The organism is Chryseobacterium populi (assembly GCF_000282115.1).
In the GTDB taxonomy this organism is placed as follows: domain Bacteria; phylum Bacteroidota; class Bacteroidia; order Flavobacteriales; family Weeksellaceae; genus Chryseobacterium; species Chryseobacterium populi.
On record NZ_AKJY01000003.1, the window covers coordinates 54,085 to 69,745 of the forward strand.

Here is a 15,661-nt window from a genome sequence, read left to right on the forward strand (position 1 = left end):
TTAGCAATTGTTTTTAAGTTCTTCTATTTCATGCACATCATTAGGAATAAACAATGTGTAATCGGTTTGTGGGATGATCTCTTTCACATCGGATATTATTCTTTTCACTACATTTTCCGCATCATCAAGAATCATCTGATTGACTTTAAAATCGACAACATAATCCACAAAATTCTGGTTGTCAATCAGCTGGATCAGTGAAGAAAGCTCTATTTTTTTTGCAAAATCAATGTCAAGGTCACTGTAAGCCCACGGGCTGATGTATTTATTCAGGGTTTCTTTCAGCTGGTCAGCATACAACCGGATGTCAGCACCGGGAATTTCTCTGTATTTTACTTTACAGGTGATCTGTATCTTTTCTAAAACAGGAGATTTTACGCTGAGGCGGGCATGTGGCGAACACATTTCCATTACCCTGTTTTTAATACGCTGCAAAGTACTCAGGCTCAGCAGAGGTTTCCATTCCCAGACAGCTGATGAATTGAGGGATCCTGCAACAGGAATAAGAGTTACATATCCTGCAGAAACATTGGAAACATTTCCTGTATCATAACGATAATGGTTCAGGCATTTTATCCTGTATACTTCCGGGAATTCCTGTAAAATAAGCCTTTCATAATCCCATGAAGTAATGGCTTTCTGCTTGTGTCGCAGCCTTTCGCTGCTTCTCTGGTACAATAAGCTGTCATCTTCCTGCTTTCTGCCTCCGAAAGAAGAATAAGGCTGTTTTACTTTTTTTACGGATGGATGGGGCTGATAGAGCTTTGAAATAGTTCCGGACGGAGTCGTTTCCAGAAACTGGCTTCCGTTATTTTCAAAATCGGTCAGGACGGCTTTCAAGGCCTGTTCGTGAATGCCGATGAAATTACAGATCCGGTCTAATCCATCCACCGAAATTCTGATCCAGAAAAGAGTATCAGGTAACAGTGTGGTTTGTGTATTGTCAAACTCCGGAACGGTCAACTGTATAATTCCCGACTGTAATAAACCCAGGGTTTCATCTCCTATTTCATACGGGTCTATGGTTTTCCATTCATTATTGTCTAAGTAGGCCCAGGAAATTTTTGCGGGGTTTTTTCTTGGATTGGCTGTTCCTTCTGCCATCTGGAAAAGAATGCTTAATCCGTTTCCCGGCTGTGCATTCTCAAATCCGATATAGATTTCTCCCTGTTGAGGTAATGAAGGGATTAATGTTAAATAAGATTTTGGAGTTATTTTTTTATAACCAAATGGTGATAAATGGTAATATTCTATTGTATTTAAGCTACTATCCGAGTCTTTGAATGTATATTTCTGATTCACGGAGTAATTCATTACGATGGATTGAATAACAGGAACCTCGGGCAATACCGGGCTTGCTGTTTTAGCTGCCGCAATATAATCCTGCAGGAATTTCTCTTTTACATACTCAGAATCATCCAGCTGAACTCTTATATATCCTGAAATACTTTCTTTATCAGGAATTTCATCTTCCAGATATTCTGATACGGGATAATTATTGGTATAAGAAGAATTGAAGGTACCGGCCGTTTTTATAAACTGCCCGTCATACATTTCATATAATAAGGAATCATCGACAAGGCTTTTGAAAACCCCGGCTATCACAGTAAACTCCTGAGGTGTGAAATCTTCAAACCATTGCAAAGATTCATTTTCAGCGGATTGCATTTTGGCTGCCGTATTTTCCATTTGTAAACCTTCATTGTATGCAATAAGAGTCTGTTGATTATTGCTGGTATTGCTGTGAAATCTGAGGATATTTGTGTTGATCGAGAATGTAGCGGCGGCTCCTTTTTTGATGAAAAATTCATTACAGCCAATTGTAAAACCGTTTCCGTTTCTCGGGAAATCCCCGAAAGGTCTGAAGGGCTTATTGATATCCACAACGCCGGTATCTGTAGCTACAATGAAATTTTTAAGTCCGGTTACCTTTATTTTGATATCAAGGCTCTGGCATTTTATGGTTGCTATATTGTTTTTAGGAATGATTTTAAGAATCGGATGTAAGGTTTTGATAACATCTCCGTCATGAATTTTCTGATCAAACGGAACAATCGCTTTTTCAGTAGCCGGAATGGTAAGCTGTATGCTTTTATCCTGGGCTGATTCTTTTTTGGAAATTTCAATCCATTTTTTTTCTCCGGTTATCCAGAATTCAAAAAGATCGGGACTTAAGTTTTGGGTATCAAATTTAAGGGTGATGGTTCTGGTTCCGCCTTTTAAATAAAATAAAGGACTGGCCAGAAGCAAACCTGTTCTGGTATCTTCAGCTGAAACGGGAAATGCAGAAAAAGGAGTATGGATTCCATTGAGAGGAAGCAGATCTGATCTTTTCCAGGTTTTGTCTGTATAATGACTTAAAAAAGATTTGATTTTTATGGAATTAATTGCCTGATCTGATGTGGACGCATAAAATTTATTTTTACCCGCCCCGTTTTTTCCTGCCGGGAAAATGGTGTTTTTCGGAAGTAAAAACGGATCTGCCTGGGCAAAAGGTTCTATAAGTAAGTGTACGTGATCCGGCTGTGCTTTCTGAGAACGCAACTGAAGGATATCATTGTAATAAAAATCAAGATGTCTTCTGGTAAATTCATTCAGGTGATTTTTTGCAATGCCCAACAGCTTTAAGAAAGCCAGGAACAGGGCATAATGCGGCGAATGGGAAGGGTAAGATTCCAATTGCTGTCTGAGTGTTTCCTCAGTCGTATTTTTCCAGTGTAAAAGGAGCCCGAAAAGCTGCTGAATGTTTTTGTTGAACTGATAGCTTTGTAATAAAGTAAGGATCGAGCTTTCGGTATTGATTTTAAGGATAATAGTGTTCAGCTGGCTTTCAATAGTACCCTGGGTGCTTACCAGAAATTCCTTAACGGTAATAGCATCATCTAATACAGATATTTTTTCCGTTAATTCGGTTAAATCATGTTGAAGACCTCCGAAAATTCCTTTGAGGATGTCTTTTTGTCCTTCATTGTCGTTGACCAAAGGAATCAGTTTTTTCCCGTTTTCATATTTTTTTTCATAGGCTTTGATATCCCATGTGAAAATTCCGGCTAAAACGGCAGTGGATTCCCATGTGAAAAACGAAGACCAGTTCCCTTGTTCCAAATTGAATTCATTAAAATACCTGAGATATTCTGACATTTTTCGGGCTAAGACAACATGATCGATCTCACCCCTTTCCTCCAATAAAAAATAATCGGGTTTAAGGGCAGGTAAAAATCTATCGCCCTGGGTAGTTCCCATGCCTTGATGAATAGATATTTTTGAAGAACAATTTTCCATGATGCTAAGTTTTAATATAAGTTCCTTCTTCTAAATAATAAGGGAATACATAATTGTGTCTCGAGTTGGTTGTCCGGATGGTGTATTCAATCTCAATTCTGATCATACCTTGCGTATCGTCGTTTTCAGAAGCGAAATAAATGTCATTCAGATCAATTCTGGGCTCATACATTAAGATGGCATGCTCAATAATGCCTTTGATTTTTGTCAGTAAGGTCACCGTAATGTTTTCAAATAACAGCGGGCTGAGATCGCATCCGAAATCGGAACGCATCACCCTTTCTGTCAGTTGTGTATTTAAAAGGATCTGCAGGCTTTGATGGATGTCCTGTTCATCGGAAACCGTCTCAACCGTTCTTGTAACAGGATTGAATGTGGGTGGAAATCCCCATCCCGTTCCTAAAAAATCATCTGTTTTCATGCTGTTATTTTTTGTTAGCCACCTATAATTACTGTAGGGCAACCGGCTACGATACTGCCTCCGTGTGCTGTGGAGTCTCCCATTCTTGCGGCCGGCTTACCTCCTATCAATACAGTAGATGAGCCTTTTACGATGGTATCGGGAGGCCCTGTGCAGACACAGCTGTCTCCTACTACCGATGCGGGCATTCCGCCGATCAGTACGGTGGCTCCTCCTGGTAATAGCGGGCCTCCTACATGAGGCACCGTTCCTGTGGTCATGGGACATACATGCATGTCACCTGTTCTTGCTGCTGCGGGCATATCAGTTAAGTTTTATGATTGAACCTTTTACATCGAGCGTTGCAGAAGCTGTGAGCTCCGCTTTTGCCGATTCCATTTTAAAATCTTTTTTTGCCTTCAGGATCATATCTTTGCTGCTATCCAAAGTAATTCCGTCCGCATTCATGATCAGCTTGTTTCCGTTTTCATCTTCGAGTATGAAGCCTTTTTCGTCATCGCTGATCAAAAGCTTATTGCCTTTTTTGGTACTTAATTCAATGGATTTTTTTTGATCATCCAATTGTATTTTTGTACCCTCTTTCGTCACAATTCCTTTGGTATAATTTTCTTTTTCAACAGGAAACGGCATCGGGTTTTGTGAGCTGTGCAGGCTTCCCAGTATCACCGGGGTATCCGGATTATTTCCAAGGCATCCAATAATCACTTCATCATTCACATTAGGAATAAAATAACCTCCCATTTCATTGCCTGCAAATAATGTTGCCAGTCTTGCCCAGACCCCTTCTCCGCTTTCCGAAAGTGTGGGAATTCTTACTTTTATCCTGAACTGGTTGTCCGGGTCTTCTTCGATCTGGGTAACTATCCCGATCTGTAATCCGCTCACAAAATTGGTTTGTCCTGTCTGTGCCTGTTGAGCCGGAATTGAGGGTGAACTGTTTTCTGCAAAGGTCTGTTCCGTTTCCATCCCCAGCGTATATTCGGTTTTCCAGCAGGCGTTCTCAATGGTATGAAGCTCTTTACTAATCAGTAATTTTTTATGGTCTATCTCCTGATTCACTTTGTTACAGCTGAGAAAATCACCTATTTTGGCCTCTAAATTTCCGAAAGTGGTTACCTGGGCCTGTATCACTGCATGATTGCTTCGCTGAAGAGAAGCTTTTACCATTCTCGTCATGGTTGATGCTAAAAGCCGGCTTTCATTCAGTGTAAGAACTTTGACATTCTTTTCAGCTTCCTGTTCAGCTTCTATTTTTTCCAGGGCCTGGGAAGATGCATCCCAATACTCAATAGAGGCTTTGCTCAGTTTTTTGGATTCATCTTCCCTTCCTGAAAAACGAAAGACATTAATTCCATTCTCAGCCACATACTTTTCATCAGGAGCGGGTTTTAAGAGATCTAAAGCATTAAATTCCCCATTCCTTACGACTACGATCATTCCGATGGAGTCTAAGAATCCGATCAGATAATCCCACGGGATGGTATGAAGGTTATGGGAAATATTTTCCTGGCCCCACTCCTGTCCGGTAAGTGTATTACCCAATATAAGAGGCCGGGTAAATGATTTCAGCTTATCTTCAAAGGTCTGGTTATTATTTTCTCTTTCTTCTGAAGGAGTGGTGAGTTGATAAGCATCATCCTTACATTCTATTTTTACGGTTACGGAGCTTTCGCTGATCGTTTTTTCAATAGACTTGATAAATCCTTTAAACAGGGTTTGAGGCTTTTTGCTGACGGTTACCTTTATTTCTATTTTTTGCCCTTTTTTCAGCTGATCCGAAGGTAAGGTTGTCTGTGAATCTACACCTGGATTGGATGCTGTAAAAGTAAATTTTGCAAAAGGTATTTTGTTCAGTTCAAAAGTTACCTGTCCTTCTGTTAATAAAGAATCAAGACCATTATTGACACCGTCTGTCAAAAACTCTAGTTTTAGCAGGTCATCAGTTGATATGTAAGGTTGAACAGGCATGATTTTAGTTATTTTACAGGTGGAAATGATATGTTTTGTCCGGTATTTATTTTTCTGAAGCTTAACAATCGGTTGGTCTGGGCAACGTCTACATAGTATGATGGGTTTTCATAGATGTTTTCTGCCATAAGGGTCAGCCTGTCATTCATACTGACGGTTCTTACATGGGTAAGGTCAGGTGATGTTTTATTTTGCTGGGCAACCATTACTTCATAGGTGGCAGTCCCTTTGAAAACACATTTTACTTTGGCCCTGATGGGGCGACCGTCTTTTCTGAAAAGCATGTATTCAATATCCATGCTTTTTAACCGGCACTGCAGCTTGTATCCGCCCCAGAGAAGCTGAAGATAAGCTGTCTGATGGGTACTTCCGTTGTATCCCATGATGAGGTTCTTAAACGCTTCCACATCTTCTTCTACAGATTTTACCTCTGCAAAAGGATTTACAATGGCAGGCTTCAGGGCATCGAGAACGTCTCCTGCTTTATCCAGTAAAGACATTTCCCCTTTCCCGTCTTTTATTTTTCCGGGTGGTACAACGCCTGAGCTGTCAAAAACAAAGTCAAATGTTACTTCTTCCCCTTCAATCCTGTTAAAACTTAAATCATTGGAAGATGCTCCCATAGGCTGGCCTTCACAAAAAACCACGTTATGCTTAAGTGTATACTTTTCAGGGTTAAGCTGAACAAAAATGGTTTTCTTAGGCATTGTATATTTATTGTTTTCATATACTTCAATCCTCATTTTATCTATAATCCCTAATGCTGCCTGTATCATCGTTCATTTTTTTCTTTAAGTTTTTCTAATACTTCACGGGTACACTCTTTAATGAGCTGCGATCTTAATTCCTGTAATTTTAAAGGACTGATTGGCTGGGAGCGGGCAGAATTTACCGGCTCCTCCTCTATTTTTACCTTGATATGTAGTTCTTTGATCTGGATAGGCATTTCAGTATGTATTAAAAGTTGGGTACCGGGAGCTCTTTGAAAAAATTGTATTTCAATGTGATGGTTTCAATAACCACCTTGTTTTCTTCAGCATTGAAATCACTGAATTCATAGCTCAAGGGAATCGCGTGTGATACATACCAGACCTTTAGCGGGTTTCCCTTTTCGTTTAATAAAGAAACCACCAGATTGGCCGGGTAAAAAACAAAGTCTTCCAATGCCTGATTGCACCACATCGATAAACCGGACATATCTGAAGTTAATCCTCGTTTCAGAACCAGATCCTGATACCCGGAACGGAGCGGCAGCTGGTGTTTGAATTTATTCTGCCCTCCTTCGGTATAGGATTCGGTTTCCATGGTCACTTTTAATCCGTTTACACTTTGAAATTTTGTATCAATACTAAACTGCGGCAACAATTCAAAGATGACGGAAAAGTAAAAACCGGGTATGGGATTGCTGTCAGGCATGGTATTCGGTTTAAATGTGTTCTACGGTAAACCCATGATTGGCAATTTCCACTGAATCTATCGCGGCTTCATTCGCATCAGATTTCATATCGGTGCATTTTAAAGAAACAATGAAACAGTCTTTTACTTTCCATACCACTTTGGGTTCGTGATTTTCATCCAGTAATGAAATGGTGATATTTCTGCGTTCTACGGTATTCAGGGCAACGGTATTGTACCAGTCATAGAATTCATTATCACCTGCAAATACGCCTCTTTTAAGGGTAATATTGCTCAGTTTAAGCATTCCCGGCATTTTCTTTTTAAAGAATTCAGGGCTCGACCCTACGCGGTGCTCAATGACATCCATTTCTTTATTCAATCCGGAGACTTCTGTAAAAGCTATTTTACTACCGCCCCATTCTACACTGAAATGAAACTTGGGTAGCGGAAAATCTGTATTTGGCATGATGTATAGTTTTTAAGGTTAAATAATTAAGATTTTTGTTGCATTTGTTTGAATTCAAGAATGATGAATTCTGCAGGCCTTGAAGGTGCGTATCCTATTTTCACGATCATTCTGCCTTCTAAAATATCCTGTGCAGACATGGTCTGGTTAAGCCCTACGGCTACAAAAAAGGCATGTTCCGGTTTGGCTCCTGCCAGGGCACCATCATTCCAAAGGGTGGTCAGATAGTTTTCGATCATTCCTTTTACATTAACCCAGGTCTGGGCAACATTCGGCTCGAACACAAACTGCATGCACGCTTTTTTCACAGATTCTTCAATCATGTTGGCAAGCCGTCTTACATTGATGTAGCGCCAATCGTTGCTGTTTCCTGCTAAAGTTCTGGCTCCCCATACAAGATTCCCCCTGCCTGTAAATTTTCTGATGGCATTGATGGATTTTCCTGTTTCATGGATGTTCATCTCTTCCTGGTCTTTATCATTGATATCATCTGCGAGTCCGATAATTCCGTTTACACTCACATTAGCCGGAGCTTTCCATACGCCGCGTGTGGCATCGGTTTGAGCATAAATCCCTGCAACGGCTCCTGAAGGCGGAACAGTATTCATAGACTGGGAAAGTTTGGAGACGATCGCTGAATAGATAGGAATGTTAGAGGTAAGATTATTTTCTTCCGTTGATACATAGTTTTCCAAAGCGCTCACCGCAGAATTCATTGCTGCTATAATCTGGGCATGTAATTTATCCAGGGCTGCCTGTATTTTTGCTTTGTCGGCGAGGTTTGCTGTCGATAATGTTCCGGTGTACGGATTTGGGTTTGTAGCTGCAAAAGCACCATTCCTCCAGACAGTATCTTCAAATGTTGTATTAGGATCCGGGCTAAGACTAATATCTGCCAGATCATCAGGAAGTAAATCGGCATCTGCTCCGTCAGCAGTTTTTAAATCCTTATAGACATCTGTAAAATCAATTAATTTCTGAGCGTACTGTTTAAGAGATACGGAGATAAGCCCCTGTACATAGGTTTTAAAAGGGTTAACAAGAGAAGTGGTTTGTCCCATAACTCCAAGGAAACCCAATAATTTATTTACATAAGTACCCGTATTGCTGAAATCATTGGCAATCGCTACTTTATCTTTATTTTTTTCATTCCATTTTACACTGAATCCGTTATTGACATCATTGAGGGCAATATTCTGATGAACTTTTTTATAAGTAACATCAAAGCTGTCCAATAATGGTTTTATTGCCAGATCTGTAGCATAAATGGAGGCAAAATCTACCTTGCCGGGAGTGCTTCCGCTGATATCGCCGAACCTGAACTGATAAGGGAAATTTGCCTGTAAATAAGGATAATAGGCAGCACCATATTTAAGGTTCTGGTTTCCCACTTCATCCCTGAAATCTTCACTGTCATCCTTCAGGTTTGCAGTTTGTTTTACATCCATAATGGTAAATCTGTCCATCAGTTTTTCACACTGCATTAAAGAGTGTACCTGTACTGCACCTAAATTAGAAGCGGATAAATTGACCGCATCGGGAAATAAGATCAGGGTCGGCTCATCAAATTTGTTTAACGTATCAATTCCGTCTGTAAATTTGGTTTTTGTTCCGGCATCAAAAGCGGGATTATCCGTATAAAGCCCGACGGAAACGATATAACATTCTCCGCCTCCATTGGCATAAAATAAGCGGAGGCTGTTGTAAAGCTTAAATTTACTTTCCGTAACAGAGCTGTTGTCTGTAGGTAATAAATTGCTGTCAAGATCTACGGTAATACCTGCAGGTGCGGGAGCTCCGCCAAAACTTTGTTCATATTCCAATAAAGAAGAAATTCTTGTAGGAACATTCAAAGCGGAGGCTTTTTGAGTATAGCCCACAAATGCAGGAATGGCAGTCGCTACCTGAGCGATAGATGGGGGAAATGCATCAATTTCATTGATATATACTCCCGGGGTTTTAATGGCACTAATATTCATGATAATTAATTTTAATTAGTTTCTATAATTTCATTGTTTTCATTTTTAGTAAAAGTCCCGGATTCAAGATGTCCGGTAGAATCATGGGGATTATTTTCCCAAAGCTGGATTTTAGCTTTTTTAATGATTCCGTCTGTAGAAGTTTCGTTGACCTGGATAGAGATCATCTGTACCTGGTAGAGGACTGAAGGCATGTATTTCGCTCCGAGGTAAGACCACATCTGGTTGAGCTGGTCGGTTTTTAAGCTTACCATTTCAAATATCAGTTTATCATAAGAGCCGCTGGCAGGGATGGTTTCTGATAAATTCGGAGACTGCCAGTAGAAGACACGTTGATTCTGGAAATACCAGATCACCACCTCCAGCTTGTCGATTCCTTCAGCATATTTAGACTGGTCTATATTGTAAGACGCAAATAAGAGTGATAAAATTAAATTCTGGGTAGGGTTTTTATACCTTTCTATGCCATCGTCCGGTGAAATGTAATTTTTGTATAAAGACTGGTTTTTAAGTACTTTATCTTCTTCTATATTGACGACAGACAAAATAATGGATGATTTGGAAGACAGAAATTCATCACCATCATTAAGCGTTGCAATATTGGCTAATTCAACAATCGGAGCTCCCACTATTTCGGCATTGACTACAGAAACTATTTTGGAAAGAAAATCTGTGACTTTCATGGTAGTAGTTTTATATAAACAAATTTGCTGTATATCAATTACTTAAATCATAGTAAAATCCCCATATGTGGTATGGGGAAAACCCCATTTTTTAAGTTTCATTAATAAATAGCCTGTTATAAATGTTTATTTTAAAATATATTTAAATTGGAAAATGGCTTGGTTTTACTCGGTCCAGTCTCTTTTTATGAAGTGAAAAAATCACCCTTATGGGGTATTGATATCGGGAAGAAAAAATTGAAATTTTGTAATAAACTAAAACCTGATACCATGAAAATTTTTAAATTAACCTTTACTATCTGTAGTTTGACCTTTTATTCTGTTTTGTTTTCTCAAAAAGACAAAAATAATTATGTGAGCAACTACCTGCCTTCAAGTATAAAAGAGCTTAAAGACAGTACGTTTATCTATTATAAAAAAGATATTGATCGTTTGAATGAAAAATTAAATATACAGGATGAAAAAAAGAAGAAGGTTTTTAATAATCAGATGCTAGCCCTCTTTTTCAACAATGAAATCAATTCTTTTGCAGTAACGATGAAGGATCTTTCTTTAGATCCGAATATTGTAAGTGTAAATACAGATAATAAAACCCTTACCGTTGGAAGAAATATCAATTTACAGAATAACAAAAACAGGCCGGATAAAGATTTAAGAAAGATTTCCAATATTCTTTCTGTAAGCGCAATTTCAAGTATAGATAAGAATTTTTCCAAAATCTATTCTAAGAACAATAAGACCAATGAATATGATTTTGCCAGTGAAATCAGTTTAAATTTCAAGTTTACCCATATCAATAACAATATTATCGGGACTTATGAAAAGCATAGAGCTCAGATTAAAAGTCTCAGAAATGAAAAAATTGAAAAGTATTTAAAATCTGAGTTTGATAAAGATGAAGAATTAAAAGATCCTTCAAATGTTGATCCTGGAAAAAAATATTATGAATATTATAAAAAGATAGCAGACAAAGAAATCAAAAATGTAAAAGATAATATCTTATTCAACAGTTATAAATTAAGCTGGTGGGGTGTAAATGTGAACATACCATTGACGAAAAAAGTGATCAATGTAAAGTCAACGAAAACAGTAGGAAGCTTTGAGAACAAAGAATTCTACAGCTGGAAAGCAGAACTGTTTTTTAACGGCTTATACAATATACCGGGTTATCTGAACGGAACCACATTGAATGGAAGGATATCAGGTTCGGTTTTTAACAATAATAATTTCATAGCCAACAACACAAGCGCAGTGACCTTTCAAACAATAGCTGACCAGAATTCAATCCAACAAATTTTAAATCCTGCCGATCTGGTATTTATTGGAGATTATGAGAGATTTGCCACAACTGCTTTAAAACTGGAAGGAGCATCTTTATTTTTTAATAATACCATTGGGGTAAGTGCTGCCCTTGAAAAAAACTTCGGAACTTATGATGCTTTAAACTGGAAGCTGGGAATTCCTGTAAGTTTGAAAGATAAAGACAAAAAGCCAAGCCTGAATTTTGAAATGCAGTGGCATGAAATAAACAAAGTACACGTCGTAGGAATAAGTGTAGGATATATTTTCGGGAAATTTGTAAGATAGAGATTTTAAAAGATCTGTTCCTATTTTCATTATTATTTTTTACTTTCCACATCAAATTCAGAATAAATTTCTACAAAATTTTTATTTTGACGTAAAAAATCTACCGGTAAATAATGTAAAGCTGACCTGCCCAGAAAGGTTTTATTGATTCCGCTCAGTTTTTTTTCGCTCAGGGATGGGTTTATTTTGAGCTGATGAACAGAATGGAGAAGGTAATAAATAAATTCTGAACAATACATTTTATGATGATCATTAAAATCAAAATCGAAATCAAACTTTGTATTTGTCTTTTTCAGGCTGTCTATGGTAGATCTTAATTTATTTAATTGGGTGTCAGAAATTTTTTCCCGGCTCTTCCAGACTTCTGCCCCGATTATTTTTTCATTTTTTGCCTGGTAAAAATCTTCGATGGTGGAAGACCAGATGTCATTTTTGGTTTTCTTTACGTCTTTTTCCAGGATATGATAAATCGTGAATTTATTTTTTTCGTCCGTAAGGCCTATTGCAATATGAGACATTTGAGAGCCCCATTTGTTGTAGGATTGTGCAATAATCCCGTTTTTGGAATCCGTTTTCCTGTAGAATAAATAAATATGATTTTTTTCCGGAACGATCTTTTTTATATCATCACCCAACATTTTTTTCTTGCTGCAGCCTATCCCCAGAAAAATTAAAAAGAGTAAAGAATATTTATACATTAAAACAGATTAGCTATTTGATCCCTAATAATATTAAAAATGGAGGTAATTTTAAGAAGAACAGAGCTCCTTTAAAATTACCTCCTATGATTTTTTATTCAGATGATTATTTATTTCCTCCAACAAAGAACCCTACCACAAAGCCAATAACAGCCCCTGCAGCAGTACCCCAAGGACCAAAAAGAGAACCGATCTCAGCCCCTCCTATAGCATATAAACAGCCTGTTGCAAATCCTAAAACCGGATCCAGAACTTTGCTTGCTGAATTTGGATGAGCTATTGAATATTGTATATAATCCTGCTGGAAATACACGATATCTTTTAACAGGTTTTGTTCTTCCTGTGATAAAGCACTGAATCCGGTACTTTCCAGGCTTGATGAAATATCCTGACCGCTTTCAAGCAATCCCATTTGTTCGGTAAAATATTCAGAATGCTGTAACTCCAGGCTAAGACCTTTTAATCCGCTTTGTTTCATCAAAGGAACATAGCTGATAATTTTGTTCACCATATCAACAGTCACCAATTCTTTACCCTGGAATTCAACACCGGCTAAAGATTTGTTAATCAATTCTTGTGTGATTTCTGTATCAGGCTTGAAACCATTTTCATCTAACGAGTTGGCAACTGCTAAACTGGTTTCAGTGAATCTGAAGTTAGGATCTACCAATTGAGAACTGGTAGTTATGTTTTTAGATACTGAAGCGTCCGGTGACGTTGAAAAAGATTCATTCTGGCATCCTGTTAAAAAAAATACCATTGCTACTGAAGATACAATACTTAAAGTTTGTCTCATAATAATTATTTAAAAGTTTTAATGTAGTCTAGTTTTGGGCAAAAATATAAAAATATGTAAATGAAAAAAATAAATTTATTTTTGTTTTTTATTAAATATTTGTTATAGAATGAGCTTGTTTGACTATAAATGAGTAATTATGATGCAAAAATGAGTTGAAAATATTTCATAAAAGACAGAGGTGGTTATCTTCTGTCTATTTCCCGGGCAAAAACCAATGTGCGTTGATAGGCAGTACGATAGATAAGAAAAATGTGAACCCTTTAGAGGCTCACATTCTTTTTTAATTAAAATTCAATAGGTTATTCCGGGGTCTGGTTTTTTTGATAAATCAATCCTTCAGCTTTCAATTCGTTCCAGAAATCAGCCGGAATATTTTCATGAAGTGCATTTACATTACCCTGAACCTGTTCAGCTTTGCTTGCTCCCGGAATAATTGAAGCAAACTCATCTGCAGCCAAAACAAAATGAAGAGCGGCGTGTACAGCATTAGTATTGTATTTTTTTTGCAATTTCATTAATCCGGTCACGCTTTTCCGTCATTCCTTTGGGAATAATATCTTTGTAATTATAGCGGTCTCTTCCCATTAATAAGCCCGGAATTATATCCTGCTCCCGAAACAGGCTTTACCCCTGCTTTTATCAATACACGGAAATAAAACTAAAGTTGTATTTTTTATTGTTTACAGTTGAATTTTTGGTCTTATTATTGAAGGAATATGCTGACCACTTCAATATCAATCTATTATGAAAAAGCATATTATTATTGTAGGCGGAGGATTTGCAGGAATCAACCTGATCAAATCCTTACAGAATGACGGGAGGTTCCTCATTACACTGGTTGATAAAAATAATTATCACTTTTTTCCACCACTCATCTACCAGGTTGCTACCTCGTTTATTGAGGCATCGAATATCAGTTATCCGTTCCGGAAGCTCTTTTCCAACAATAAAAATGTACGTTTTCATATGGGAAGATTTTTAAGGGTCATTCCTGAAAGTAAAACGATTGAGACCGATACGGGAAACCTGGGTTATGATGATCTCGTCCTTGCTCTGGGTACAGAATCTAATTTCTTTGGGATGGAAAACGTACAGAGATATGCACTTCCTATGAAAAATATTGAAGAAGCACTTTATTTAAGGAATCATATCCTGCTCAACCTTGAAGAAGCCGCCCGGAATAAGGATATAAAAACTGCCCAGAAACTCCAAAATGTAGTTATCGCAGGTGGTGGCCCCACCGGAGTAGAATTGGCAGGAATGCTGGCCGAAATGGGAAGGTATATTGCTGAAAAGGAATATCCGGAAATCAAGCTGGCTCTTTCTAACCTGTACCTTATTGATGCCTTACCTACCCTGCTTTCACCCATGAGTAAAAAAGCGCAGGAAACTGCCTGTCAAACCCTGAAGAAGCTTGGGGTGAAAATTATTCTGAATGTTTCAGTAAAAGATTATGTTGATGGAAAAGTGATTCTGTCTGACGGAAAGAGAATAGAAACAGAAACCCTGATCTGGACTTCAGGGGTAATCGGACGTGAAGTTCCCGGTATTCCGGAAGACCGCGTGGGACATGGCAGAAGAATCCTGGTGAATGCCTACAATCAGGTAGAAGGGATAAACAATATCTATGTACTGGGAGATCTGTGCCTTCAGCTTACTGAAGATCCATATCCTAAAGGCCATCCCCAGCTTGCACAGGTTGCCATACAGCAGGGCAAAAACCTCGGAAGAAATTTCAAACGGATAGAAGACGAAAAAGTATTGGTTCCGTTTGAATATAATGACAAAGGAAGCATGGCCATTATTTCAAAATTCAATGCGGTGGTAGATCTTCCGAAATTTTCTTTTGAAGGTTTTATCGCCTGGCTGACGTGGCTGTTTATTCATATCATTCCTTTGGTGGGATTTGGAAATAAAATTCGTCTTGCAATGGATTGGTTCAGGTTATTTATCACCAATAATCCATCCATCAGACTGATTCTCTATCCTGAGCGGAATTCAAGTAAGGAGTAGCTTTTCAGATGAATTATCAAAGGAAGTTTAATTTTGTTTATTTAAAAAATACATACCATATCTGGCTTCAATACGGCATAATATCTATTTTTTGTCTTATAATTATAGGTAATAGACTAACCTAATCACAATTCTAATCACTAAATTATATTATTATGGAAACTAAAATACCACGTAAAAGCGCGGCTAAAAAAACAACCGTTTCAAAAGCCACGGGTAAAACTCCTGCTAAAAAAGATGCTGCCAAGCAATTGAAAGACACCTTTTTGAAGATTCATTAAAGGATATTTATTGGGCAGAAAAAGCACTTTTAAAAACGTTCAGTGAGGAAAAGAAATGTGATGAGCTGCTCACCAAAATTGCAGAT

The 15,661-nt window shown here is 38.0% G+C and carries 16 protein-coding genes; 3 read left to right on the plus strand and 13 right to left on the minus strand.

The window, feature by feature from the left end; genetic code table 11:
• The 10 genes from PMI13_RS01190 to PMI13_RS01230 are packed head-to-tail and all read right to left on the minus strand — an operon-like array spanning nucleotide 1 to nucleotide 10,197.
• Nucleotides 1-3,282, minus strand: coding sequence for a baseplate J/gp47 family protein (locus PMI13_RS01190; RefSeq protein WP_007839789.1), 3,282 nt, complete (start codon nucleotides 3,280-3,282; stop codon nucleotides 1-3).
• Between the two features lie 4 nt (nucleotides 3,283-3,286).
• Nucleotides 3,287-3,703, minus strand: a complete 417-nt coding sequence (locus tag PMI13_RS01195) for a GPW/gp25 family protein (RefSeq protein WP_007839791.1) — start codon at nucleotides 3,701-3,703, stop codon at nucleotides 3,287-3,289.
• 14 nt (nucleotides 3,704-3,717) lie between these two features.
• Nucleotides 3,718-4,005 carry a PAAR domain-containing protein gene (locus PMI13_RS01200; RefSeq protein ID WP_007839797.1) on the minus strand — a complete coding sequence of 96 codons (288 nt, stop codon included), beginning with the start codon at nucleotides 4,003-4,005 and terminating at the stop codon, nucleotides 3,718-3,720.
• Nucleotide 4,006: 1 nt separating this feature from the next.
• On the minus strand, nucleotides 4,007-5,671 hold the full coding sequence (locus PMI13_RS20475; RefSeq protein WP_007839799.1) for a phage baseplate assembly protein V: 1,665 nt from the start codon (nucleotides 5,669-5,671) through the stop codon (nucleotides 4,007-4,009).
• 8 nt (nucleotides 5,672-5,679) lie between these two features.
• Nucleotides 5,680-6,447 (minus strand): CIS tube protein, encoded by a 768-nt coding sequence (locus PMI13_RS20480; protein ID WP_007839801.1) that lies wholly within the window; start codon nucleotides 6,445-6,447, stop codon nucleotides 5,680-5,682.
• A complete protein-coding gene (locus PMI13_RS21735; protein WP_007839802.1) occupies nucleotides 6,444-6,617 on the minus strand; it encodes a DUF5908 family protein in 174 nt (57 codons plus the stop codon). The genes PMI13_RS20480 and PMI13_RS21735 overlap by 4 nt, the downstream gene beginning before the upstream one ends.
• Nucleotides 6,618-6,628: 11 nt before the next feature.
• A complete protein-coding gene (locus PMI13_RS01215; protein WP_007839803.1) occupies nucleotides 6,629-7,087 on the minus strand; it encodes a phage tail protein in 459 nt (152 codons plus the stop codon).
• A 10-nt stretch (nucleotides 7,088-7,097) separates the two neighbouring features.
• Complete coding sequence (locus PMI13_RS01220; RefSeq protein ID WP_007839805.1) at nucleotides 7,098-7,535, minus strand: phage tail protein; 438 nt, start codon at nucleotides 7,533-7,535, stop codon at nucleotides 7,098-7,100.
• 26 nt (nucleotides 7,536-7,561) lie between these two features.
• The gene (locus tag PMI13_RS01225; protein WP_007839811.1) at nucleotides 7,562-9,514 is read right to left on the minus strand and encodes a phage tail sheath C-terminal domain-containing protein; all 1,953 of its coding nucleotides are present in this window, start codon (nucleotides 9,512-9,514) and stop codon (nucleotides 7,562-7,564) included.
• Nucleotides 9,515-9,525: 11 nt separating this feature from the next.
• Nucleotides 9,526-10,197: a DUF4255 domain-containing protein gene (locus PMI13_RS01230; protein WP_007839813.1), complete on the minus strand. Its 672-nt coding sequence runs from the start codon at nucleotides 10,195-10,197 to the stop codon at nucleotides 9,526-9,528.
• A gap of 354 nt (nucleotides 10,198-10,551) precedes the next feature.
• Between PMI13_RS01230 and PMI13_RS01235 the strand changes: the two genes are divergently transcribed.
• Nucleotides 10,552-11,784: a hypothetical protein gene (locus PMI13_RS01235; RefSeq protein ID WP_156104412.1), complete on the plus strand. Its 1,233-nt coding sequence runs from the start codon at nucleotides 10,552-10,554 to the stop codon at nucleotides 11,782-11,784.
• Nucleotides 11,785-11,816: 32 nt separating this feature from the next.
• On the opposite strand, the gene PMI13_RS01240 is transcribed toward PMI13_RS01235, so the two are convergent.
• The 3 genes from PMI13_RS01240 to PMI13_RS21375 form a co-directional block, all read right to left on the minus strand.
• Nucleotides 11,817-12,482 (minus strand): hypothetical protein, encoded by a 666-nt coding sequence (locus PMI13_RS01240; RefSeq protein ID WP_007839817.1) that lies wholly within the window; start codon nucleotides 12,480-12,482, stop codon nucleotides 11,817-11,819.
• A gap of 106 nt (nucleotides 12,483-12,588) precedes the next feature.
• A complete protein-coding gene (locus PMI13_RS01245) occupies nucleotides 12,589-13,278 on the minus strand; it encodes a hypothetical protein (protein WP_007839818.1) in 690 nt (229 codons plus the stop codon).
• 302 nt (nucleotides 13,279-13,580) lie between these two features.
• Nucleotides 13,581-13,796, minus strand: a complete 216-nt coding sequence (locus PMI13_RS21375; RefSeq protein ID WP_007839820.1) for an aldo/keto reductase — start codon at nucleotides 13,794-13,796, stop codon at nucleotides 13,581-13,583.
• A gap of 229 nt (nucleotides 13,797-14,025) precedes the next feature.
• On the opposite strand from PMI13_RS21375, the gene PMI13_RS01255 reads away from it, so the two are divergent.
• Together PMI13_RS01255 and PMI13_RS21655 are read left to right on the plus strand one after the other, a co-directional pair.
• Complete coding sequence (locus tag PMI13_RS01255) at nucleotides 14,026-15,294, plus strand: NAD(P)/FAD-dependent oxidoreductase (protein WP_007839822.1); 1,269 nt, start codon at nucleotides 14,026-14,028, stop codon at nucleotides 15,292-15,294.
• 155 nt (nucleotides 15,295-15,449) lie between these two features.
• Nucleotides 15,450-15,575 (plus strand): hypothetical protein, encoded by a 126-nt coding sequence (locus PMI13_RS21655; protein WP_007839824.1) that lies wholly within the window; start codon nucleotides 15,450-15,452, stop codon nucleotides 15,573-15,575.
• The last annotated feature ends 86 nt before the right edge of the window (nucleotides 15,576-15,661 follow it).